The 21,386-nt window shown below is 63.7% G+C and carries 19 protein-coding genes and 1 tRNA gene; 14 read left to right on the forward strand and 6 right to left on the reverse strand.

The window, feature by feature from the left end; genetic code table 11:
- The first annotated feature begins 2 nt into the window (after window positions 1–2).
- The 11 genes from FKV68_RS15450 to FKV68_RS15500 all read left to right on the forward strand — a co-directional run bounded on the left by FKV68_RS15450 (window position 3) and on the right by FKV68_RS15500 (window position 12,189).
- Entirely contained in the window at window positions 3–1,316 is a 1,314-nt protein-coding gene (locus FKV68_RS15450; protein ID WP_180938676.1) for a sugar ABC transporter permease, read from the forward strand.
- Window positions 1,317–1,330: 14 nt separating this feature from the next.
- Entirely contained in the window at window positions 1,331–2,116 is a 786-nt protein-coding gene (locus tag FKV68_RS15455) for an ATP-binding cassette domain-containing protein (RefSeq protein WP_136505789.1), read from the forward strand.
- A gap of 210 nt (window positions 2,117–2,326) precedes the next feature.
- Window positions 2,327–2,403, forward strand: a tRNA-Arg gene (locus FKV68_RS15460).
- A gap of 335 nt (window positions 2,404–2,738) precedes the next feature.
- The gene (locus FKV68_RS15465) at window positions 2,739–5,177 is read left to right on the forward strand and encodes a Lon protease family protein (protein ID WP_180938677.1); all 2,439 of its coding nucleotides are present in this window, start codon (window positions 2,739–2,741) and stop codon (window positions 5,175–5,177) included.
- Between the two features lie 27 nt (window positions 5,178–5,204).
- Window positions 5,205–7,046 (forward strand): SLC13 family permease, encoded by a 1,842-nt coding sequence (locus FKV68_RS15470; protein ID WP_245181314.1) that lies wholly within the window; start codon window positions 5,205–5,207, stop codon window positions 7,044–7,046.
- A 157-nt stretch (window positions 7,047–7,203) separates the two neighbouring features.
- Window positions 7,204–8,850 (forward strand): MFS transporter, encoded by a 1,647-nt coding sequence (locus FKV68_RS15475; RefSeq protein WP_180938678.1) that lies wholly within the window; start codon window positions 7,204–7,206, stop codon window positions 8,848–8,850.
- 18 nt (window positions 8,851–8,868) lie between these two features.
- Window positions 8,869–9,420 (forward strand): alpha/beta fold hydrolase, encoded by a 552-nt coding sequence (locus FKV68_RS15480; RefSeq protein ID WP_180938679.1) that lies wholly within the window; start codon window positions 8,869–8,871, stop codon window positions 9,418–9,420.
- 90 nt (window positions 9,421–9,510) lie between these two features.
- On the forward strand, window positions 9,511–10,005 hold the full coding sequence (locus FKV68_RS15485) for a MarR family winged helix-turn-helix transcriptional regulator (protein ID WP_180938680.1): 495 nt from the start codon (window positions 9,511–9,513) through the stop codon (window positions 10,003–10,005).
- Window positions 9,995–10,756: a class I SAM-dependent methyltransferase gene (locus FKV68_RS15490; protein ID WP_180938681.1), complete on the forward strand. Its 762-nt coding sequence runs from the start codon at window positions 9,995–9,997 to the stop codon at window positions 10,754–10,756. Before FKV68_RS15485 ends, FKV68_RS15490 begins: the two co-directional genes overlap by 11 nt.
- Entirely contained in the window at window positions 10,753–11,190 is a 438-nt protein-coding gene (locus FKV68_RS15495) for a thioesterase family protein (protein ID WP_180938682.1), read from the forward strand. The genes FKV68_RS15490 and FKV68_RS15495 overlap by 4 nt, the downstream gene beginning before the upstream one ends.
- 69 nt (window positions 11,191–11,259) lie before the next feature.
- Window positions 11,260–12,189 (forward strand): bifunctional helix-turn-helix transcriptional regulator/GNAT family N-acetyltransferase, encoded by a 930-nt coding sequence (locus tag FKV68_RS15500; RefSeq protein WP_180938683.1) that lies wholly within the window; start codon window positions 11,260–11,262, stop codon window positions 12,187–12,189.
- 143 nt (window positions 12,190–12,332) lie between these two features.
- Here FKV68_RS15500 and FKV68_RS15505 read toward each other — a convergent pair whose 3' ends face one another.
- The 3 genes from FKV68_RS15505 to FKV68_RS15515 form a co-directional block, all read right to left on the reverse strand.
- Entirely contained in the window at window positions 12,333–12,803 is a 471-nt protein-coding gene (locus FKV68_RS15505; protein WP_180938684.1) for an aminoacyl-tRNA deacylase, read from the reverse strand.
- Window positions 12,804–13,008: 205 nt separating this feature from the next.
- The gene (locus FKV68_RS15510) at window positions 13,009–13,851 is read right to left on the reverse strand and encodes an oxidoreductase (RefSeq protein ID WP_180938685.1); all 843 of its coding nucleotides are present in this window, start codon (window positions 13,849–13,851) and stop codon (window positions 13,009–13,011) included.
- 65 nt (window positions 13,852–13,916) lie between these two features.
- Window positions 13,917–14,762: an oxidoreductase gene (locus FKV68_RS15515; protein ID WP_180938686.1), complete on the reverse strand. Its 846-nt coding sequence runs from the start codon at window positions 14,760–14,762 to the stop codon at window positions 13,917–13,919.
- 144 nt (window positions 14,763–14,906) lie between these two features.
- On the opposite strand from FKV68_RS15515, the gene FKV68_RS15520 reads away from it, so the two are divergent.
- Complete coding sequence (locus FKV68_RS15520; protein ID WP_180938687.1) at window positions 14,907–15,791, forward strand: LysR family transcriptional regulator; 885 nt, start codon at window positions 14,907–14,909, stop codon at window positions 15,789–15,791.
- Between the two features lie 54 nt (window positions 15,792–15,845).
- Here the strand turns inward: FKV68_RS15520 and FKV68_RS15525 are convergent, their stop codons facing one another.
- The 3 genes from FKV68_RS15525 to FKV68_RS15535 all read right to left on the reverse strand — a co-directional run bounded on the left by FKV68_RS15525 (window position 15,846) and on the right by FKV68_RS15535 (window position 19,274).
- On the reverse strand, window positions 15,846–16,205 hold the full coding sequence (locus FKV68_RS15525; protein WP_180938688.1) for a DUF488 domain-containing protein: 360 nt from the start codon (window positions 16,203–16,205) through the stop codon (window positions 15,846–15,848).
- 71 nt (window positions 16,206–16,276) lie between these two features.
- Window positions 16,277–17,689: a pyridoxal phosphate-dependent decarboxylase family protein gene (locus tag FKV68_RS15530; protein ID WP_180938689.1), complete on the reverse strand. Its 1,413-nt coding sequence runs from the start codon at window positions 17,687–17,689 to the stop codon at window positions 16,277–16,279.
- 145 nt (window positions 17,690–17,834) lie between these two features.
- The gene (locus FKV68_RS15535; RefSeq protein WP_180938690.1) at window positions 17,835–19,274 is read right to left on the reverse strand and encodes an FAD-binding oxidoreductase; all 1,440 of its coding nucleotides are present in this window, start codon (window positions 19,272–19,274) and stop codon (window positions 17,835–17,837) included.
- Window positions 19,275–19,548: 274 nt separating this feature from the next.
- Between FKV68_RS15535 and rfbF the strand changes: the two genes are divergently transcribed.
- Entirely contained in the window at window positions 19,549–20,316 is a 768-nt protein-coding gene (gene rfbF / locus FKV68_RS15540; RefSeq protein WP_180938691.1) for a glucose-1-phosphate cytidylyltransferase, read from the forward strand.
- Window positions 20,313–21,386 carry a CDP-glucose 4,6-dehydratase gene (rfbG, locus tag FKV68_RS15545; RefSeq protein WP_180938692.1) on the forward strand — a complete coding sequence of 358 codons (1,074 nt, stop codon included), beginning with the start codon at window positions 20,313–20,315 and terminating at the stop codon, window positions 21,384–21,386. Before rfbF ends, rfbG begins: the two co-directional genes overlap by 4 nt.

The following is a 21,386-nucleotide window of genomic DNA, read 5'->3' on the forward strand; positions in this document are numbered from 1 at the left end:
CCATGGCCGACACGACGAATACCGCACATTTTAATCGCGCCCGCAGCGCGGCTGAAAATCCCGTGAAGCGCTTCTTCCGCGCCACCGAAATCGACACCCGCCTTCTGGGCATGGTCGGCGCGATGCTGATCATCTGGATCGGCTTCAATTTCCTGTCCGGCGGCCTGTTCCTTACACCGCGAAACCTCTGGAACCTTTCGGTGCAGACCGCCTCGGTGGCCGTCATGGCGACCGGCATGGTTCTCGTCATCGTCACCCGCAATATCGATCTGTCGGTCGGCTCCATCCTCGGCTTCGTCGGCATGATCATGGGCGTGCTGCAGGCCGAGCTGCTGCCGCAGGTGCTGGGCTTCAACCATCCCGCCACCTGGATCATCACGCTGCTTGCCGGCCTTTCCCTCGGCGCGGCGATCGGCGCCTTGCATGGCATGATCATCGCTTTCCTCAACGTGCCGTCCTTCATCGTCACGCTCGGCGGGTTGCTCATCTGGCGCGGCGCCACCTGGTTCGTGACCAGCGGCCGCACGGTCGCGCCGATGGACGCCACCTTCCGCCTGATGGGTGGTGGCACCGAAGGCTCGATCGGCGCGACGGCAAGCTGGATCGTCGGCCTCCTTGCCTGTCTTGCAATCGTCGCGAGCATCATTAACGCCCGCAAGCAGCGCAAGCGCTTCGGCTTTCCCCGCCGCCCGGTCTGGGCCGAGTACTTTCTCTCGGGAATTGGCTGCGCCCTCGTTCTGGGCGCCGTGGCGATCGCCAACAGCTATCCCTGGCCGGCTAACATCGCCCGCAAATACGCCGAAGCCAACGGCATCGCCTGGCCCGAAGGCGGCCTCTTCATCGCTCATGGCATCGCCATTCCGGTGCTGATCGCGATCGTCATCGGCATCGTCATGACCTTCATCGCCACGCGCCTGCGCTTTGGCCGCTACGTCTTCGCGATCGGCGGCAATCCGGAAGCGGCCGAACTCGCCGGCATCAAGACGCGCTGGGTGACGGTCAGGATCTTCGCACTGATGGGCATGCTCTGTGCGGTCGCCGCCGCGATTTCGACGGCACGCCTCAACGCGGCCACCAATGCCCAAGGCGAACTCGACGAACTCTACACCATCGCCGCGGCCGTCATCGGCGGCACATCGCTTGCCGGCGGCATGGGCACGATCGCTGGTGCCATGCTTGGCGCCCTCGTCATGCAGTCGCTGCAATCCGGCATGGTGCTGCTCGGCATCGACAGCCCGCTGCAGCGGATCGTCGTCGGCGTCGTGCTGGTCACCGCCGTCTGGCTCGATACCGTCTACCGCGCCCGCGCGAAATAATCAGGAGTTCGAACATGACAGATCAACGCACTCCGCTCGTGGAAATGAAGAACATTTCCATCTCCTTCGGCGGTATCCACGCGGTGGACAACGCTTCCGTCGATCTCTATCCGGGTGAAGTCGTGGCGCTCCTCGGCCACAACGGCGCCGGCAAGTCGACGCTGATCAAGATCCTTTCCGGCGCTTACCGCCGCGATGCCGGCGAGATCCTGATCAATGGCGAGCCGGCGGACATCCACAATCCGCGCGACGCGAAGAAATACGGCATCGAGACGATCTACCAGACGCTCGCCGTCGCCGACAATGTCGACGCCGCCGCCAATCTCTATCTCGGCCGGGAGCTGCGCACCCCCTGGGGAACGCTCGACGACGTGGCGATGGAGGCGAAGGCACGCGAGGTGATGGGCCGCCTCAATCCGAACTTCCAGCGCTTCAAGGAGCCGGTAAAAGCGCTCTCCGGCGGCCAGCGGCAATCGGTGGCGATCGCGCGCGCCATCCTGTTCAACGCCCGCATCCTGATCATGGACGAGCCGACGGCGGCCCTCGGCCCGCAGGAAACCGCGCAGGTCGGCGAGCTCATCAAGCAATTGAAGCGCGAAGGCATCGGCATCTTCCTGATCAGCCACGACATCCACGACGTCTTCGACCTCGCCGACCGCGTATCGGTGATGAAGAACGGCCAGGTCGTCGGCCACGCCCGCACCGAGGACGTGACCAAGGACGAAGTGCTCGGCATGATCATCATGGGCAAGGTGCCGCCAAAGGCGATCCCCGGCCCCGGCGCCATGCAGATGGCCTGAGTCCCGAAACACGGCAAACACCACGAATGCCGCGTTTCAGGCGCGGCATTTTCTTTCCGGAAGTCCCCTGCCCCGAGAGGCGCCACGGCCCCGACACGAACACCAAACGCAAATTTCCGCTGCAAACACCTTCAATCACCATTGAAGCGGCGCGCAAGCTAGGCTAAGAACCGCTCACAGCCTGCTTCGGCGGCCCTGCCGCCAACGGATGCACCCGTAGCTCAGCTGGATAGAGTGTTGGATTCCGATTCCAAAGGTCACAGGTTCGAATCCTGTCGGGTGCGCCAAACTACCCACCGTCTGGAACAAATCTGCCAACCACACTCGACAACCAACGCCTCCCTCCGTCCCAAGGCAGGCATTGCCACCGCGCGATTGCAATGTCATGATTGCACGTTGGAAGCGGACACTAACGGCCCGATGCCATCTCCCGGTTGTCGTTGCCGGAGCGCTCCGCTCAGGATGGGCAGTTTGAATCTGGCGCGATTCTCTCCTCGGCACGTTTGCCGTGGTTTCAGCCAAGACTGCTTGCCGCCGCGCGTACGAGCGTTCTTCGATATTCCTTCCGCGGCCGGGGAGAGCAGACTGCAAGAGCGTCGCGAGCCTTGTGCGGAGAAACGCCATGCGGGCCTTGCGCGAGCGGCTGGCGGTGCAGCCGCAGGATCTGAGGCGGCGGCTCGACCCGGCCACGCTACCATTTCAGACGACGGCCGAAGTGTCGCCGGTCAAAACGACGATCGGGCAGCCGCGCGCGGCCGAGGCGATCGCTTTTGCACTCGAGGTGGGCGCCCGTGGCTTCCACCTATACGCCGCCGGTTCGCCCGGCACCGGGCGCGAGAGCACGGTCCTCGCGGCGGTGCGCTCCTTCGCCGCGACGCGGCCGACACCGCCCGACTGGGTCTATGTCCACAACTTCGCCGAGCCGGACCGTCCACGCGCCTTCCCGGTACCGGCCGGCGGGGGTCGGAAACTGGCAAAGGCGATGACGTCGTTTGTGGAGGCGGCGCAGCTGGAGATTCCCGGCGCTTTCGAGGGCGAGGAGTACGCCCGGCGACGAGAGGAGGTCCTTGTCGAGGTGAGGAGGCGACGCGCCGAGCTGATCGCTGACCTGCGCGCCTTTGCGCAGGAACGCGAGTTCGGGTTGGAGATGGGGCCAACCGGCATTGCCAAAATCCCGCTGCTGAACGGCGAGCCGATGCCACAAGAGGCGTTCGAGCAGTTGCCACCCGAGGCAAAGGCGGAGCTCGAGCAGCGGGGTGCGCAAATCCAGGCCGAGCTCGGCGCTTACGTGCGCAAGATGCGGCAGGTCGACAAGGAAGCCCAGCAGCGCGTTACAGCGCTCGACAGGGAGGTGGCGCTCCTTACCGCAGGGCCACTTATTGCCGAATTGCGCGAGGATTACGACGACCAGCCAGACGTCCTCGCCTTCCTCGAGCAGATAGAGACGGACCTGCCGGACCATCTGCACGACTTCTTGCCGACGGCCGAAGCCGGGCAAGCGGACGGCGCGACTGCGCTACGGAGGCATCAGGGGTCCTTGGCGCGGTACGAGGTCAACGTGTTGATCGACAACAGTGGGATCGCCGGCGCGCCGGTCGTCCTCGAGCGCAACCCGACCTACTACAACCTGAGCGGCCGGCTCGACTACCGGGCCGTGATGGGGACGATGGTGACCGACTTCCTACAGATCAGGCCGGGCGCGCTGCACCGCGCCAACGGCGGTTTCCTCGTCCTGCACGCCCTCGACGTCATGCGCAACCCCTTCGCCTGGGAGGGGCTGAAGCGCGCCCTGGCGTCCGGCGAGGTGGTGATCGAGAACCCGGGCGAGCAAGGAGCGCCGGTGCCGACGAACCGGCCGCGGCCCGAGCCGATTCCGCTCGACCTGAAGGTGATCCTGATAGGACCAGCAGCGCTCTATCAGGCCCTTCATCAGGTCGATGTCGAGTTCCCGGAGCTGTTCGGGGTGAAGGCGGAATTCGCGCCAGACATGGATTGGAACGAGGAGAACCTAGCAAGCTACTCCGCCTTCCTGAGCCTCGTCGTGCACGATCGTCGACTGCTCCACTTCGACCGTTCGGCCGTCGCCCGGATCGTCGAGCACGGAGCGCGGCTGCGCGACCACCAGCGGAAGCTGACCACGCGGTTCCTCGACGTTGCCAGGCTGGCCGTCGAGGCCTGCCACTGGGCAGGCAAGGCGGGGCACAAGTTCGTGCAGGCGGTGGATGTCGACGCGGCTGTCGAACAGCAGGAGCGACGGCGCAACCTGGCCGAGGAGCGAATGCGAGAGGTGATCGCCGATGGCACGATCATGATCGACACCGAGGGCGCTCGGGTGGCGCAGGTCAACGGGGTGTCCGTGCTCAATGTCGGCGACTACAGTTTCGGGCAGCCGTCACGGGTGACCGCGCGCGTTTCAGTGGGGCGGGGGACGGTACAGAGCATTGAGCGGGAGATCGAGCTCTCCGGCCCGATCCATGCGAAGGGGTTCTTGATCCTGACCGGGTATCTGCAAGCGCAATACGCTCAAGATTGGCCGCTCTCGCTGGGGGCGACTATCACCTTCGAGCAGTCGTATGGAGGGATCGACGGCGACTCGGCGTCGACGACCGAACTCTACGCCTTGCTGTCGGCCCTCTCCGGTCTTCCGTTGAACCAGGGAATTGCCGTGACTGGCGCGGTGAACCAGCACGGCCAGGTGCAGGCGGTCGGGGGCGTGACACGCAAGATCGAAGGCTTCTACGATGTCTGCCGCGATCGGGGACTGACCGGCGGGCAAGGTGTGATCGTGCCGACGGCCAACGTCAAGAACCTGATGCTGAAGGAGGAGGTCGTGGAGGCGGTGCGGGCGGGACGTTTCCACGTCTGGGCGGTCAGCCACGTCGACGAGGGAATCGAGTTGCTGATGGAGCGCACGGCCGGCGAACCGGCAGCGGACGGGACGTTTCCTGAGGGGACGGTGCACCGGCTCGTCCGGGATCGGCTGCGGCAGTACTCGGAGCACATGCGCGCGTTTGGCAGCGCCTGGCCCGGCGGTTCGAATATCGGGAACGACGGACACTAGAGCCGGAGGGCGGCTCGATGCAGATGCTTGGCGCAGGAGGCGGTCATTACAGATCTTTTGATCGTTCTCACGCTTCTCAGCGCTGCGATCGTGATGTTCGCGATCAACAGGCCGCGCCTGGATGCGGTCGCCCTGATGACGCTGGTGGCGCTGCCGTTCACCGGTGTCCTTACGATGGGGGAGGCCCTGGCCGGCTTCAGCGATCCGAACATCGTGCTGATCGCAGCCCTGTTCGTGCTCGGCGAAGGGCTGGTGCGCACCGGTGTCGCCCAGCGGGTGGGCGACTGGTTGATCGCCAGGGCGGGCAAGAACGAACTGCGCCTGATCGTCCTGCTGATGATGGTCGTGGGCGCGCTGGGCGCGACCATGAGTTCGACTGCCGTCACGGCGATCTTCATACCGGTTGCGTTGCGCATCTCTCAGAGCACCGGCATCGGCCCGGGCCGGCTGATGATGCCGCTCAGCGTGGCCGCGTTGATCAGCGGAATGATGACCCTGGTTGCGACCGCGCCGAATCTGATCGTGAACGGCGAGCTCGAGCGCCACGGTGTGGAAGGATTCCGGTTCTTCAGCTTCACGCCGTTCGGGCTGCCGATTCTGCTGCTCGGCATCCTCTATATGAGCGTCACCCGGCGCTGGCTCCAGGATACCGCCACGCCGGCATCAAGTTCCAGTCGCCCTAACCTCGCGGCCTGGATCGATGAATACAAGCTGGCCGATCGTGAACACCGGCTGCGGATAACCGCGCAATCGCCGCTGGCCGGCAGGCCCCTGGAAGAGTTCGACCTGAAGGGATGGCCTGGTGCCAATATCGTTGCGCTCGAGCGCGGTCGCCGGTTAACCCGCGAGGTCATGCAGCCCTTGGCAAAGGCGGAGCTGAAAGTGGACGACGTCATGCTGATCGATTATGCCGGGTCCAATTCGGACATCCGATCCATTTGTGAGCGCTTCGCGCTTGAAGAAATATCGCTGCGCGGAGCCGATTTCGCCGACCGGTCGCAGGAAATCGGCTTGGCCCAGGTCGTCGTGGCGGCGACATCCGATCTCGCCGGCCAGACGATTGCCGATGCACAGCTCTCCACGCGGTTCAATTTGACGGTGATCGGCCTGCGCCGGGGCATGGTCGCCTACGGCCGCGAATTTCTGCATGAGCCGCTGGCGATCGGCGACACGTTGCTGTTGATCGGGCCATGGCGGGAGCTCGACAAGCTCCGATCGGATGGTAGCACCCTCGTTATTCTCAATATGACCGTCGAACGCGACGAGGTGCTGCCGGCGCATGACAAAGCCGTCCATGCTCTGGCTTGCCTCGCGCTTGTTGTCGGGTTGATGGTCAGCGGCGTCATTCCCAATGTCCAGGCAGCACTCATCGGCTGCCTGCTGATGGGGGTGCTACGCTGCATTGACTTCAACAGCGCCTATCGTTCCATCGATTGGAAGACGATCGTTCTGATCGTCGGCATGTTGCCGTTTTCGATCGCGCTCGAGCGCACCGGCGGGGTCGAGCTGGCTGCGGACGGCTTGCGGGCTCTTACAACCGGCACAGGCCCGCATGTCGTGCTGGGGACGCTTTTTGCCATCACCGCCCTGCTCGGAATGTTCATCTCCAACACCGCGACGGCTGTGCTGATGGCACCGGTGGCTCTCGCGCTCGCACAGGAATTGGGCGCCTCGCCCTACCCGTTTGCGATGATCGTGGCCCTGGCGGCCTCGACCGCGTTCATGACTCCGGTGTCTTCTCCGGTGAACGCGCTGGTGGTCGGGCCTGGACACTACACCTTCGGCGACTTCGTCCGGATCGGCGTGCCGTTCTCGCTGATTGTTCTGATCGTCAGCGTAGTCCTGGTGCCGTGGCTGCTGCCGCTGTGAGGCGGCCCGCTCCGGCGCGAAGCGAAACTTGCCGCCGCGCTTGCGGCCGCGGAACAGAGGAAGGATTGCTCCACCTGCCGGTTCAGATGGAGCTGGCCGCCATCCTGCGTTTTCCTATCTAGCGGATAGCAGGCTTTGAAACGTCAGAGTGGATCGCATGACAAGCGCACCGGACCCAACTGCCGACCCCGCCATTGAAGACCAGCACGCTGGGCGGGCGCCCTGGTTGCCATTGATCGTCATCGTCCTCGCGCAACTTCAGATGGCCATCAACATCAGCGCCCTGCCCGTTTCGCTCGGGCCGCTCTCCCAAGATCTGGGTTCGCCGGCGACCGCCGCAGCGACCGCGCTTCTCCTCTACTCGATGTTCGTCGCCGCGTTCGTCATGCTGGGCGCGAAGATCGGCAAGCTCGCGGGTGAGCGCCGCGTGCTCCAGGTCAGCATCGTCGTGCACGGCGCGGCGATGGGGTTGATGGCGACCAGCACCGATGCAAGCACCATGAATGCCGCTCAGTCGATCGCGGGAATCGCCGCCGCGGCGGCCGTGCCGACCTTGGTGGTGTTGATCGCCGCCAATTATCACGGCCGGCAGCAGGAAACGGCGCTGGGCGTGCTGGCCGGCATCCCCGCTGTCGCCAGCGCGGTAACCTTCGTCATCGCCGGATTTCTCGCCACATCCCTCAGCTGGCGCTACTCATATTGGCTGATCGTCTCTCTGGCGGTCCTCGTCCTGATTCTGAGCTTTCGCCTGGCGCCGATCCCGCGCCAGCCCGGCACGAGGATCGACATCTTCGGGGTCGTCCTCTCGGCGGCCGCTGTCGCGCTCATCCTGCTTGGCTTCAACAACCTTCAGGCGTGGGGGCTTCTGGTCGCGGAGAGCGCGGCGCCGTTTTCGCTGCTGGGATTGTCGCCGGCGCCGATCCTCATTCTTGTGGGGGTAATGTTTGGCCAGGCGTTCTTCGCGTGGTCCAACAGGCGCGTCGCAGCCAACAGGCAGCCCTTGCTTGCGATGGAGGTATTGGACAGCAGGGAAGAAAAGGGTGCCGTCATCGCCTTTCTCGCCGCGGGGAGCCTCGGTCTCGCGGTGGGGTTTCTTATCCCGCTCTATGTGCAGATCATCCAGGGCCGCACGCCCCTTTTCTCTGCGGTGGCCATTCTCCCTTACACGGCTGCAATCGCGGTAGCGGGTGTCCTATCCGTGCGACTATATGATCGCTTCGCGCCACGCAGTCTCGGCATCGCCTCGTTCGTCCTGATCGCGATCGGTCTGGTGGTGGTCGCCTTCACCGTTGGCAACGACTGGAGCACCGTGACGGTTATTCTGGGCCTGATCCTCGTCGGCATCGGCGAGGGTACGCTACTGACCTTGCTTTTCAACGTGCTGGTATCGGCCTCGCCCAAGCGCCTCGCCGGCGACGTGGCCGCGTTGCGCGGCGTGGCGAACAACGTCTCGAACGCGCTCGGCGCGGCCTTCGCCAGCGTTGTGGCGGTCGGACTGCTGGGCATGTTTCTCACCACGGCGTTCAGCCAGTCCGAGCTGCCGCCCGAGCTCAGCAATCACGTGCTTTTTGACGATGTCGACTTCGTCACTAATGATGAACTGAGGAGCGTGTTCGGCGCGACCGCGGCAACGCCGGACCAGGTGGAGACGGCGATCGCGATCAATGAAACGGCCCGACTCCGTGCGTTGAGGGGGGCGTTCTTGATCGTGGCGGGCATTTCATTGTTGTCGATCTTCCCAGCCGCGAGATTGCCGAAATACGTGCCGCGCGAGCTGTCGGCAAAGGACATCGTGAGCGAGTGAGCCTGGAGGGCCTCCACCATGAAGAAGCAAATCCTGTTCATTCAAGGCGGAGGCGCAGGGACCCATGACGAATGGGACAACAAGCTCGTCGACAGCTTGAGGCGAGAACTTGGGCCCGGCTACGACGTCCGCTACCCGCGCATGCCGAACGAGGCGGATCCCAGCTATACCGTATGGAAGGCCGCGCTCGCGCAAGAGATCGCCGGCCTCGATGATGGCGCGATACTGATTGGCCACTCAATTGGCGGAACGATTCTGATCAACGCCCTCGCAGAGGCACCACCGAATCAGAAGCTTGCTGGCGTATTTCTCATCGCGGCGCCCTTTGTTGGCGCTGGCGGGTGGCCGAGTGACGACATCGAGCCAACGGCCGAACTCGGTGCGCGATTGCCGTCAAAGACGCCGGTCTATCTCTATCATGGCAGCGAGGACGACACTGCGCCGTTCGCGCATGTCGATCTCTATGAGAGAGCGATACCCGGCGCGATCGTGCATCGGCTCCAAGGCCGCGACCACCAGCTCAACGACGACTTGGCCGAGGTTGCCGCCGGCGTCCGCGCTTTGACATGAGGGCGCTGTTCACCGGTCGATCTGGCGATCACAAAACGCAATCGAAAGCTCGCGCTTGAAATTAGATTAGCGCTAATGTAATTTGCGGCCATGAGCGAAAAACAGATGCCGGGTCTCGGTGAATTGCTCCGCTATGTCGGAGAACTGGTCGATCAGGGTGCGGAGGAAGAGTACCGCGCCATGAGGCTTTCTTATCGCGCCAGATACACCCCGGTCATGCGCGCGCTTAGCGCCGGAGCAGAAACTGTCACTGAAATCACTGCCCTGAGCAGCCTCACTCAGGGCGCGATCAGCCAGTCGGTGAGGCTGATGGAGGCCGATGGCCTGGTGGCACGACATCGCCTGGAGGATGGGCGCAAAAACGGTGTTCATCTGACGGCTCGCGGCCGGGAACTGCTGAAGAGGCTTGCACCACACTGGGCGACCACCTTCGCAGCCATAGGTGCGCTGGAGAAGGAGATCGGCCAGCCGCTTCTTGAGGTGCTGGCAAAGACGGCGCGCGCGCTGGAGCGCGAGGGATTTGCCGCTCGGCTGAGGGCCGCCGCGGCACACCACGCAAACGAGGATCACTCCGATGCGGAATGACGTCACACCGCGCAAGAACTGGTTCGATGCAGGAGGCAACGCCTATGCACAGTTCAGGCCAGAGTACCCCGCCGGGCTCTCGAGGTTTCTTGCCGGAATTGCCCCCACCCGTGAGATGGCCGTCGATGTCGGCTGCGGCAATGGGCAACTGACCCGGCAATTGGCGACCTATTTCGACAGCGTCATTGGACTCGACGCCAGCGAGGACCAGATCGCCAACGCTCGGACTCAGGACAAGGTGCGATACCTCTGCGCACCGGCCGAGAAACTGCCCCTTCCGGACAACGCAGCCAGCCTCATCACTGCGGCGCAGGCCGCCCACTGGTTCGATCTGCCGGCCTTTTATGCCGAGGCTCGCCGGATCGCCGTTAAGAACGCAGTTATCGCGCTCATCAGCTACGGGGTCCTCCGGCTGGAACCGGACGATCTTCAGGAGCGGTTCATCGAATTCTACCGCAACGAGATCGGCCCCTATTGGCCGCCCGAGCGCAAGCTGGTGGACACCGGCTACGCCGATATCAGCTTCCCGTTCGATGAGCGCGCTGCACCAGAGATGGAAATCTCCAGGGCCTGGGAACTCGGCGATTTCCTTGGCTACCTCTCAACATGGTCCGCCGTGCGCCGGGTCAACGACGCCGGGCGCGAGTATATTCTCGCTGCCTTCGTCCGGGATATTTCCGAACTCTGGGGCGATCCGGCGAAGAAGCGGCCAGTGTCCTGGCCCGTCAACATGAGATTGGGGACGATATGAGCGACACCACGGAGCTGCCGACACTCCGGGCTGGCCTGCGGCATTGCGAACGCCTGACCGTCACACCGTTTCATACCGTGCCCGAGGTCGATGACGCTTGGCCGGGCTTCAAAGATATGCCGCCGGTGTTTGCGACGGCGATGATGATCGGCTTCATCGAGCAGACCTGCATCGAAGCCTTGCGCCCCTACCTGCCGGACGAACAACGTACCGTCGGCACTCATGTCGACGTCAGCCATGCCGCGCCAACACCCGTGGGCATGTCGGTGACGGCGGACGTCGAACTGATCGCGGTGGACGAAAGGTCGCTCCTCTTCAGAGTCTCCTGCTACGACGAAGCTGGGCTGATCGGCGAAGGGACCCATCGCCGCGCCATCGTCGATCTGAACCGCTTCACCCGGCGGCTGGCCGACAAGGCCGTCCGAGCCAGATAGTTGACATTGTCAGATACTTCATGACAAAGTCAGCGATATATCTGACAACGTCAACTAAATAGGTATGCCATGCCGCAGATCGATCAGGAAGATGTGGCCGCGGTGCGCCGCTTCAGCCGTTTCTACACACGCCGCATCGGTCTGCTGCACGAGGGCCTGCTTGGCGGCCCCCTGTCTCTTGCCGAGGGCCGCCTCGTCTACGAGCTCGCGCAGCGGCAGACATCGACAGCAAAGGAGCTTGGAGCCGAGCTCGAGCTCGATTCCGGATATCTCAGCCGGCTGTTGCGTGGCCTTGAAGAGCGCGGCCTCGTCTCGAAAAGCCCGTCGCAGGAGGACGGACGACAGGTTCTGATCTCGCTCACGCCGGCGGGCCGCGAGAGCTTCGCGGCCATCGACGCGCGCTCGCGTGACGAGGTGATCGCCATGCTCGATCGCCTCTCACTGCCGGAGCGGCGGAATCTCGCTGCGGCACTTGCCGAGGCTGAGCGACTGCTTGGGGGTGCCCCGGAACCTGCTCGCGTCCCCTATATCCTGCGCACGCATCAGCCGGGAGACATGGGCTGGATCGTCCATCGCCACGGCGTCCTCTATGCACGGGAATACGGATGGGACGAGACTTTTGAGGCTCTCGTCGCCCAGATCACGGCCGATTTCATTCAGAACTTCAAGCCGAACCGCGAGCGCTGCTGGGTTGCGGAGCGCGAAGGCGAGATCGTCGGTTCGGTCTTCCTGGTCGAAGAGTCGGCGACCGTCGGCAAGCTCCGCCTTCTCTACACCGAGCCAAGCGCACGCGGTCTCGGCATCGGTCGTCGGCTCGTCGAGGAATGCATCCGCTTTGCGCGTCACGCAGGCTATTCGAAGGTCACCCTCTGGACCAATGACATCCTGACCGCAGCAAGGCACATCTACCAAACGACAGGTTTTCATCTCGTGCACGAGGAGAAGCACCACAGCTTCGGGCACGATCTGGTCGGGCAGAATTGGGAACTGGTGCTGTGAGGGCAACACGACGGAGTATACGCGCGAACCAACTCCGAAGCGGCCGGTGCGGCGCCCGGTTGCTACAGCGCCGCGCGTCTTAATCAGACGCGCAAAGGACGCTGTCGTACTTTGCGGCAGAGCTCGACCGGGGATCCTAACCCTTATGACGGGTGGCTGAAGCGGGCGACCTGCGCATCCTTCATCAGGCTGCGGAAGTTCGGTCCGCTGACATGCACCAGCGTTTTGTGGTCGCCGCCTTCAAAATAGACGTCACTGACGTTGCCGAGACTTTCGTCAAGCACCACCGGCACATTGTAGGCGGATCCGATGGGCGGCACCGCGCCCGTGTCGCAATCGGCGAAAAGCGTGCTGACCTCCTCCTCCGAGGCGAGACCAAGACGCCTGTTCATCACGTCCTGCAATGTGGAGAGCTCGATCCGATGCGTGCTCGGAACTACGGCGAGAAAGTAGCCCATTTCGTGATGCACGACGACGGATTTGGCCAGCCTACTGCCCGGAACATGCGCCGCCTGCGCCGACTGACTGGTGGTTGCCGTGCGGTGATGAGCGACGGTGTCGTAGCTCACACCCTCGCCTTCAATATAGTCCTGAAGTTTTCTTGCGATCGTCATCGTAGGCACCCTTGATGTTACGTAGTGACGTATCAGGGGAAGCATTTTCCTCTCATCACCTGCGAAGTCAACGAAGAATGGCAGTCGCAAAATGCAGGCGGGAGCAGCGGGATAGGGGATTGTACCGGATACAAGAGTAGACCGGCGGCCGCTTTACGCGGCCGCCGGCCTCCAGATCTTTGAAACTACGCCATTCATCCTGTCGTCAGGCGGACGCACGCTCCTTCGGGAAGTCCGTCGATACCGCGAGTTCCCGCCAGGCGGCGAGTTCGCCGGCGACATGGGCATTCTTGGCTTCGATCGCGGCGACGGTATCGCTGCCGAAGGGCATGCGCAGCGGCGGGTTGTCGGCGTGAGCCAGTTGGACCATGGCCTTTGCGAACCGTGCTGGATCGCCCGGCTGGGCGTGGTTTGCGGTCTTGGCGAAATCACGCATGGCGCCGACCGTCTCGCCATAGTCCGGGATCGACAACGGGCTCACCACCAGCGACTGCTCGTCCAGGAAATCCGTGCGGAAGAAGCCCGGCTCCACCACCGTCGCCTTGATGCCGAGCGGGGCCAATTCCTGCGCAAGCGCCTCGGTCAACCCTTCGATCGCGAATTTGGTCGAGCCGTATACGCCCCAGCCGGTATAGGCCACGTAGCCGCCGATTGACGAGATGTTGATGATGTGGCCCGAACGCTGGCGCCGCATTTGCGGAAGCACGGCGCGGGTGACGGCGAGGACGCCGAAAACGTTGGTGCGATAGATCTTTTCGATTTCTTGCGCCGTCGCTTCCTCGACAGCGCCGAGCAGGCCGTAACCGGCATTGTTGAGCAGGACGTCGATCCGGCCGAAGCGCTCCACCGCCGCCGCGGCTGCCGCCCGGGCCTGTTCCTCATCGGTGACGTCGAGGGCCAGCTTCAGCAGGCTTTCGTGCTGGCCGAGGGCATCGAGGGATTCGACGCGGCGCGCCGTGGCGACCACCGCATCTCCGGCACTGAGTGCCTCCTTCGTGATCAGCGCGCCAAAGCCGCGGGAGGCACCTGTGATGAACCAGATACGCATGAGAAAGTCCTTTCCTTGATTCAAGTTAAGTCGAGTTGGAGATGGAAGTTCTGTTGGAGTTTCGATCAGTTCGGTTCGGTGGCCGGGAAGTCGGCCCCTTCGGTCACTTCGGCCCAGGCATCGAAATCCTTGCGCAAGGCATCAAGCTTCGCCCGAGCACCGGCGAGAGCCTCACGGCCGAGCAGCAATCTCAACGGCGGTTCAGCGGCATTGACCGCCATGACGATCGCGCGCGCCGCCCGTTCCGGATCGCCGGGTTGCTTGCCGCTGTAACCCCTGATCCTGCGCCAGACGGCACCTGCCGTGTCCTCGTAATCGTTGATCGAAACCGTGGCCTCGCCGGCGGAACGTCCCGCCCAATCCGTGCGGAAAGGACCGGGCTCGACGATGAGCACCTTGATGCCGAGAGGCTCGGTCTCCTTCGACAGCCCCTCGGACAAAGCCTCGACGGCGAACTTGGAGGCGGCGTAGAAACTCAGCGACGGTACCGACCGCAGGCCGCCGACCGAAGAAACATTGATGATCGTTCCCGAGCGTCGCCGGCGCATGCCGGGCAGCACCGCGCGCGTCATGTTGGCGAGGCCCCAGACATTGACCTCGAACATGGCGCGGACCGCATCCATGTCGCTCTCCTCGAAGGCGCCGAAATAACCGACACCGGCATTGTTGACGAGAACGTCGATGCGACCGAAGCGTTGCTCGGCGCCGCGCGTGGCCCGGGCAATGTCATCTGCCTTCGTCACGTCAAGCGCGAAAGCGAGCGTGCGGTCCGGTGCGATGGCCGCAAGATCGGCAACCTGCGCCTCGCCACGAGCCGTAACCACGACATTGTGGCCGAGCGCGATGACGTGCTGTGCGAGCGCGCGGCCGAAGCCGGTCGAGCAGCCTGTGATGAACCATGTCTGTGCCATTGCGAACTCCTTCCCTGATCGGATGAGCATGAAATCCTTCGATGCCGGGGCCGACTTGCCCGTGGCGACAAGGGGAGAATGGCGCAATTCGATTTGCCTGATTAGAATGATAATTCTCTCAACAATGATGAGCGAGATTCATCTATGCGCGCCACCGACCTGTCAGAACTTGCGGCCTTCGACGCCGTCGCCCGGCACCGAAGCTTCCGGAAGGCCGCCGAGGAACGTGGCGTCACCGCCTCGGCGATCAGCCATGCCGTCAGCAACCTGGAGGAACGGGTCGGGCTTCGGCTGCTCAATCGTACGACCCGCAGCGTCTCGCTGACCGATGCCGGCACGATGCTTCAGGCGCATCTCACCCCCGCCTTCGGCGAAATCGGATCGGCGCTCGACGCCCTGAACCGGTTTCGCGACACGCCGTTCGGCAAGGTGCGCATCAATGTCCCGAATTCGGTCGCCCCCTTCATCCTGGGGCGGGTGATGGGCGCGCTCATCCGGGACAACCCCAATCTGGAGCTCGAGATTTCCGCGACCGACCGGCTCGTGGATATCGTCGAGGAAGGTTTCGACGCCGGCATCCGCCTCGGCGAGAGTCTTCGGGAGGGTATGGTGGCGGTGAAGATCAAGCCCCGGCTACGCTTCGCAGTCGTCGGCGCACCGAATTATTTCCGGGAGCGGGACATCCCGCAGATGCCGCACGAGCTGAAGGATCATGTCTGCGTCCAGAACATGTATCCGAGTGGTGTGCGCTACCCTTGGGAATTCGAACGCGGCGGCGAGGCCGTCGCCTTTCACCCGAGCGGACCGATCGCACTCGATGACCAGGAACTCATGGTACAGTTGGCGCTCTCCGGCGTGGCGCTCGCCTATGTCTGGGAAAACCGCGCGCAACGCGAGATCCTTGATGGCAGGCTGATCCGCTGCCTCGACGAATGGTGCCCGCCGGAGGACTGGTTCTACCTCTACTATCCGGGCCGCCGGAACATTTCCGCGGGACTGCGGGCGGTGATCGAGGCGCTGCGGGTGTGACGAGATCCGGTGAACCGCATAGCCATGACGGTCGCTCGCAACCTCAGCGACGCCTCACAGACGGCGCTCCAGCCATGCCTTCAGCGCCACGGCATTGTTCCTCTCCTCGTTGCGCGCCGCGTAAAGCAACGTCACGGGACCCTTTGCGAGATGCTTGCGGAGCTCCTGGACCGCCGCCTGCGCCGTCTCGTCCTCCAGTTCCGCCGCATAGGCCGTGCAGAACTCGTCCCATGCATCGGGCTTTCCATGGAAGCGTTTGCGCAAGGCATCGCTCGGCGCGATGTCCTTCAGCCAGAGATCGACCCCCGCCTTGTCCTTGGCAATGCCGCGCGGCCAAAGCCGATCGACGAGGATGCGCGTGCCGTCGCTTGCCTCCGGCGCCTCATAGATACGCTTCAATGCCAGCGAGTTCATGAGATCTCCATGTATCTACAGTTACTCGATAAACGCCCGCGATCTCGCCGTTAAGCCAAAGGATGCGATCCTCACTCGCCCCGGACCGCCCGCCACGCAGCTACGATCGCATCGGCCGCGACATTACCGGCAAGATCGTCGGTCAGCCATGAAATCACCGATACCCGCATGACCTTGCGGCCACGCCAGATCGCACCGCCGCAGAAGCAGACGCCGTCGGTCTGGATCCGCTCGATCGTCCGCTGCGTGAGCCGGTCGGCCTCGTCGTCCGGGCATGTCGTGCCGAACCGCACGAGAAACTGATTGAGCGCGACATCGTTCAGTACCGCGATTCCCTCTTCCGGCCTCAGCCTTTCGGCCATAGCGTGGGCGATCCGGCAGTGACGCTCGACCATGGCGGCGATCCCGTCGCGCCCAAGATGCTTGATCATCGCCCAGGTCGCGAAACCGCGGGCACGACGCGACAATTCCGGCACGAAATGGCTGGGATCGCGCTCGCCCTCAAAGCTCAGCGGCAGGTAGCTTGCGGCGATCGTCATCGCACGGCGATGCGCCTCTTCGTCCCGAACGATGGCGTAGCCGCAGTCATAGGGCGTCTGCAGCCATTTGTGACCGTCGGTCGCCCAGGAATCGGCGCCGTTGACGCCTTTGGCGAGCCCGCTCCTCTGGGGGCAGGCACGCGCCCAGAGACCAAACGCCCCATCGACATGAACCCAGGCGCCTATGCCCTTGGCGATTGGGATGATGTCTTCGAAATCATCGAACGCGCCGGTATTGATCTGCCCCGCCTGAAGGATGGCAATGCAGGGCCCGGAAGCCTTGCCAGCCGCCTCGGCGAAATCGGACACGAGAATGCGGCCGGCATCATCGGTCTTCACGTGGACGACCCGATCGTGCCCGAGTCCAAGAAACTGCAGAGCGGAGAAAACAGTCGCGTGAGCGTCATCGCCAATCAGAACCGTGATCGGCGGTGCACCGAACAGGCCCTGCCCTTCGACATCCCAGCCGACCTTCCGCAAGACATCGCCTCGCGCTGCGGCGAGGCATACAAAGTTGGCGACCGTCGCGCCGGTAACGAAACCGACGGAACTCTCCCGCGGCAGATCGAGAAGATCGAGCAGCCAGCTACCCGCGACCGCCTCGGCCGCCGCTGCCGCGGGCGTTGCATGATGGTTGCCGGTGTTTTGGCCCCAGGCGCTCGTCAGCCAGTCGGCCGCGACGCCCACCGGATGCGACCCGCCAATGACCCAGCCGAAGAAGCGCGAACCCGTCATCGCGTGAAGGCCGGGCTCCGCCTTCGCCACAAGCTCATCGATCACGCCAAGGCGAGCGCCCCCTTGCTCCGGCAGAGGTTGGCGAAATTCCTCAAGCGACGCGTGATAGGAGACCCGCGGCCTTTGCGGGCCCGCGGAGATGCTGTCCCGGAAGCGCACGGCATGCTCTGCCGCGCGCTGAAACAGGTCGTCTGCCGACTCCTGTCCCATCAAGCCTCTCCGGCCAGCGCGCCGGCCCTCGCCAGCGACAATGGCAACTCCCTACGCCTCTCTTCTGCCGTCACGGCATGCGCCCGGCCATGCGCGTTGCTTCGCGCATGGCCGGATCTTGGCGGTGGAGGCCGCTCCTGCGGGCTCACGCCGCTCCCCGCTCCTCGATCGGCTGCACGTTCTGGTTCATGCGGAACAGGTTCTGCGGATCGTATCTTCGCTTGATCTCGACGAGCCGCCCGTAATTGCTGCCATAGGCGGCCGCCACACGGTCGACCTCGTCGGCCGGCATGAAATTGATATAGGCCGTTCCGGCCGCGTAAGGCTTGGCGGCCTCGAACAGACGACGCGCCCAGTCGATGCAGGTCTGGTCCATTGCCGGTTCGCGCCACCGAGCATGAACATTCATGACAAAATGGGAGCTGCGCTGCGGAAAAGCCGTTTCCTCGGCCGCGATACGACCGGCGACGCCACCGACATGGCCGATGAAGATTTCGCATTCCGGCCCCGGCAATTGACGAATGGCGTCCAGAAGGATGCCGATCGTCGTGTCGGACAGCTCCGTGAAATCATGGCTCTTCCAATAGTTGCGAGCACCGGGCGTGAGCAAGGGATCAAACGCCTGCTGCCAGCCGACAAAAGGATTGGGACCGACGACATCCGCGATCGGCTTGCCGATGGAGCGCAAGGCCGCGGTTGCCTGGCCGCCGGCCGCGATATCGCCCGAGTAGCACATGGCCAGAACAAGGATTTCCTTGCCGTGCCATTCTTCCGGAAGGAACGGCAGCGGCGGCGCCTGCCGCATCACCGCCCAGCAGGTGAGTTCGTCCGGCGCTGTCTCGAGCGCCTCGCGGTATTGCTGGAGGACGGTTTGCGCATCCGCAAAAGGATGCACGACGAGACCCGCGAGAACCTGCGTGTCGAGTTCGTGAAGCTGGAATTCGAAGGCCGTAACGACACCAAAATTCCCGCCGCCGCCACGCAGCGCCCAGAAGAGGTCGCGATGCTCCGTGGGGCTGGCGCGCACTAACTCGCCATTCGCCGTCACCACATCGACCGAAAGCAAGCAGTCCAGGGTCAATCCGAACCTGCGCGTGAGCCACCCGAAACCGCCGCCAAGCGTCAGGCCGGCAATGCCGGTGGTCGAATTGATGCCCGTCGGAAGCGCCAGCCGGAATGCCTGGGTTTCCTTGTCGACGTCGGCGAGCGTCGCCCCCGGCTCGACCCATGCCCGCTTCGCCGTGACGTCGACGCGCACCGATTTCATCGGCGACAGATCGATCATCAGGCCGCCGTCGCAGACGGCGTTGCCGGCAATGTTGTGTCCACCGCCGCGCACAGCGACGAGCAGGCCGTTTTCGGACGCAAAACGGACCGCATTGATGACGTCGGCAGCTCCGACGCATTGCACGATTAATGCGGGCTTGCGGTCGATCATCGCGTTCCAGATCGTGCGCGCCTCGTCGTAGGCCGCATCGTTCTCCATGAGCACGCGGCCGCGCAATTGCCCCGCCAGCGCCTCGATGGCTTCCGCCTTAACCGTCGTCTTTCCTGCTTGCAGATTGGTGAGGCTCATGTCGTTCATGATTCGCTCCTCCCGCGGTGAACCATGCCCCAGCGGCCGGCATTCTGCGCCTTTCCCCAACCCCGCGCAAGCAGCCGGCCCGACTGTATTGACCGGCCGCAGCGCGCCTCATGGTTGCAATTCTCGCCAAAATATTCCAATGGTCGCCGGCGGCGCGTCCGCGCCTGAACCGCTTGTTCCGAATCCCCAGAAAGGCCGTCGTCAATCAAGCCCCGGGCAAGGCTGAAATACGAAAAAGCGGAGCGCAGGCGCGCACGTTGGAGGCAGATCGGGCATGAAAGTCGTTATTCTCGCCGGTGGATACGGCACGCGCATCTCCGAGGAGAGCCACCTGCGACCCAAGCCGATGATCGAGATCGGCGGCCGTCCGATCCTCTGGCATATCATGAAGATCTATAGCCATTTCGGCTTCTCCGATTTCGTGATCTGCCTTGGCTACCGCGGCTACATGATCAAGGAGTATTTCTCCAATTACATCCTGCACTCCTCTGACGTCAGCTTCAACATGGCGACCGGAGAGACCGTTTATCACAGCAGCAAGGCGGAGCCCTGGCGAGTGACCCTTGTGGAAACCGGCGCGGAATCGATGACCGGCGGGCGGTTGAAGCGGGTCGCCGATTATCTCGGCGATACTTTCTGCCTCACCTATGGCGATGGCGTCGCGGATATCGACATCCGCGCATTGACCGATTTCCATCTCCGGCACGGGCGGGATGCGACCGTGACGAGCGTCGTGCCGCCGGGGCGATACGGCGCGCTCGCGATCGACTCCGGCCAAGTCTACAGCTTTACGGAAAAGCCCGCAGGAGACAACGGCCGCATCAATGGCGGCTTCTTCGTGCTCAACCGCGCCGTGCTCGACCGCATCGAAGGCGATCACACCCCCTTTGAAGACGGGCCGCTCGAAGGTCTGGCGCGGGACGGCCAGTTGATGGCTTTCCCGCATGACGGCTTCTGGCGCCCGATGGACACGCTGCGGGACAAGAACCAGCTTGAAGAGCTCTGGCAGCAGAACCGCGCGCCTTGGAGGCTCTGGTCGTGACCCGTCTGCCTGATCCGGAGTTCTGGGCGGGAAAACGCGTCCTCCTCACCGGTCACACCGGCTTCAAGGGCAGTTGGGCTGCACTGTGGCTGAGCGAGATGGGCGCACGTGTCGCCCGCTATGCCCTGCCGCCGGCCTCTGAGCCGTCTCTGCACGCGTTGCTGCATCCGGTCGAATTATCGGATCGGCAGTTCGGAGACATTCGCGATCGCGAAGCACTTGCCGAAACCGTGCGGAAGAGCGAGCCGGAAATCATCCTGCACATGGCAGCCCAGCCGCTGGTGCGGGAAAGCTACGCAGCCCCCGCCGAAACCTTCGACGTGAACGTCATGGGCACGGTACGGCTCCTCGAAGCCGCCCGCGCCGCTCCTGCATTGAAGGCCATTCTCGTGGTGACGACGGACAAGGTCTACCGCAACAACGAGTGCGGACGCCACTTTCGGGAAGCCGACACACTCGGCGGCCACGATCCCTATTCGGGCTCGAAAGCCGCTTGCGAGATCGCAGTCGCGACCTGGCGCAGCTCCTATTTCAACGAGCGCGGCATCCGCATCGCCACCGCCCGCGGCGGCAATGTCATCGGCGGCGGCGACTTTTCGACCGACCGGCTGGTGCCCGATATCGTGCGGGCAGCGCTTTCAGGTGAAAGACTCCATATCCGCAGTCCGCTGGCGACACGCCCATGGCAACATGTGCTCGACTGTCTCAACGGCTATTTCCTGCTCGCCGAATCGCTTTATAAGGACGAAACCAGCGTGGACGCGCTGAACTTCGGCCCCTCACCTGCTGAGCAGCCGATTGCCGTGCGCGATGTGGCAAACGCCATCCAGGCCGCAATGGGCCTGTCCCCGCAATGGGATGATGTTTCCTCGCTCGCGCAACCGCGCGAAATGCAGACCCTCGGTCTCGACCCTGCACTTGCAGGTGAGACCATCGCTTGGCGCGCGCGGCTGACGCAGCGACAGGCGATCGAGTGGACCGCACACTGGTACAACGGCTGGCGTCGGGGCGAGACCGCCCGCCAGCTCACGCTCGGCCAGATCGCCGCATTTACGAAAGGTCGCCCATGA

It is taken from the genome of Sinorhizobium mexicanum (genome assembly GCF_013488225.1).
Classification (GTDB): Bacteria; Pseudomonadota; Alphaproteobacteria; order Rhizobiales; family Rhizobiaceae; genus Sinorhizobium; species Sinorhizobium mexicanum.

Coding starts and splice junctions, on each gene's coding strand:
- FKV68_RS15450 (WP_180938676.1), top strand. CDS start 3: ATGGCCGACACGACGAATACCGCACATTTTAATCGCGCCCGCAGCGCG.
- FKV68_RS15455 (WP_136505789.1), top strand. CDS start 1,331: ATGACAGATCAACGCACTCCGCTCGTGGAAATGAAGAACATTTCCATC.
- FKV68_RS15465 (WP_180938677.1), top strand. CDS start 2,739: ATGCGGGCCTTGCGCGAGCGGCTGGCGGTGCAGCCGCAGGATCTGAGG.
- FKV68_RS15475 (WP_180938678.1), top strand. CDS start 7,204: ATGACAAGCGCACCGGACCCAACTGCCGACCCCGCCATTGAAGACCAG.
- FKV68_RS15480 (WP_180938679.1), top strand. CDS start 8,869: ATGAAGAAGCAAATCCTGTTCATTCAAGGCGGAGGCGCAGGGACCCAT.
- FKV68_RS15485 (WP_180938680.1), top strand. CDS start 9,511: ATGAGCGAAAAACAGATGCCGGGTCTCGGTGAATTGCTCCGCTATGTC.
- FKV68_RS15490 (WP_180938681.1), top strand. CDS start 9,995: ATGCGGAATGACGTCACACCGCGCAAGAACTGGTTCGATGCAGGAGGC.
- FKV68_RS15495 (WP_180938682.1), top strand. CDS start 10,753: ATGAGCGACACCACGGAGCTGCCGACACTCCGGGCTGGCCTGCGGCAT.
- FKV68_RS15500 (WP_180938683.1), top strand. CDS start 11,260: ATGCCGCAGATCGATCAGGAAGATGTGGCCGCGGTGCGCCGCTTCAGC.
- FKV68_RS15505 (WP_180938684.1), bottom strand. CDS start 12,803: ATGACGATCGCAAGAAAACTTCAGGACTATATTGAAGGCGAGGGTGTG.
- FKV68_RS15510 (WP_180938685.1), bottom strand. CDS start 13,851: ATGCGTATCTGGTTCATCACAGGTGCCTCCCGCGGCTTTGGCGCGCTG.
- FKV68_RS15515 (WP_180938686.1), bottom strand. CDS start 14,762: ATGGCACAGACATGGTTCATCACAGGCTGCTCGACCGGCTTCGGCCGC.
- FKV68_RS15520 (WP_180938687.1), top strand. CDS start 14,907: ATGCGCGCCACCGACCTGTCAGAACTTGCGGCCTTCGACGCCGTCGCC.
- FKV68_RS15525 (WP_180938688.1), bottom strand. CDS start 16,205: ATGAACTCGCTGGCATTGAAGCGTATCTATGAGGCGCCGGAGGCAAGC.
- FKV68_RS15530 (WP_180938689.1), bottom strand. CDS start 17,689: ATGGGACAGGAGTCGGCAGACGACCTGTTTCAGCGCGCGGCAGAGCAT.
- FKV68_RS15535 (WP_180938690.1), bottom strand. CDS start 19,274: ATGAACGACATGAGCCTCACCAATCTGCAAGCAGGAAAGACGACGGTT.
- rfbF (WP_180938691.1), top strand. CDS start 19,549: ATGAAAGTCGTTATTCTCGCCGGTGGATACGGCACGCGCATCTCCGAG.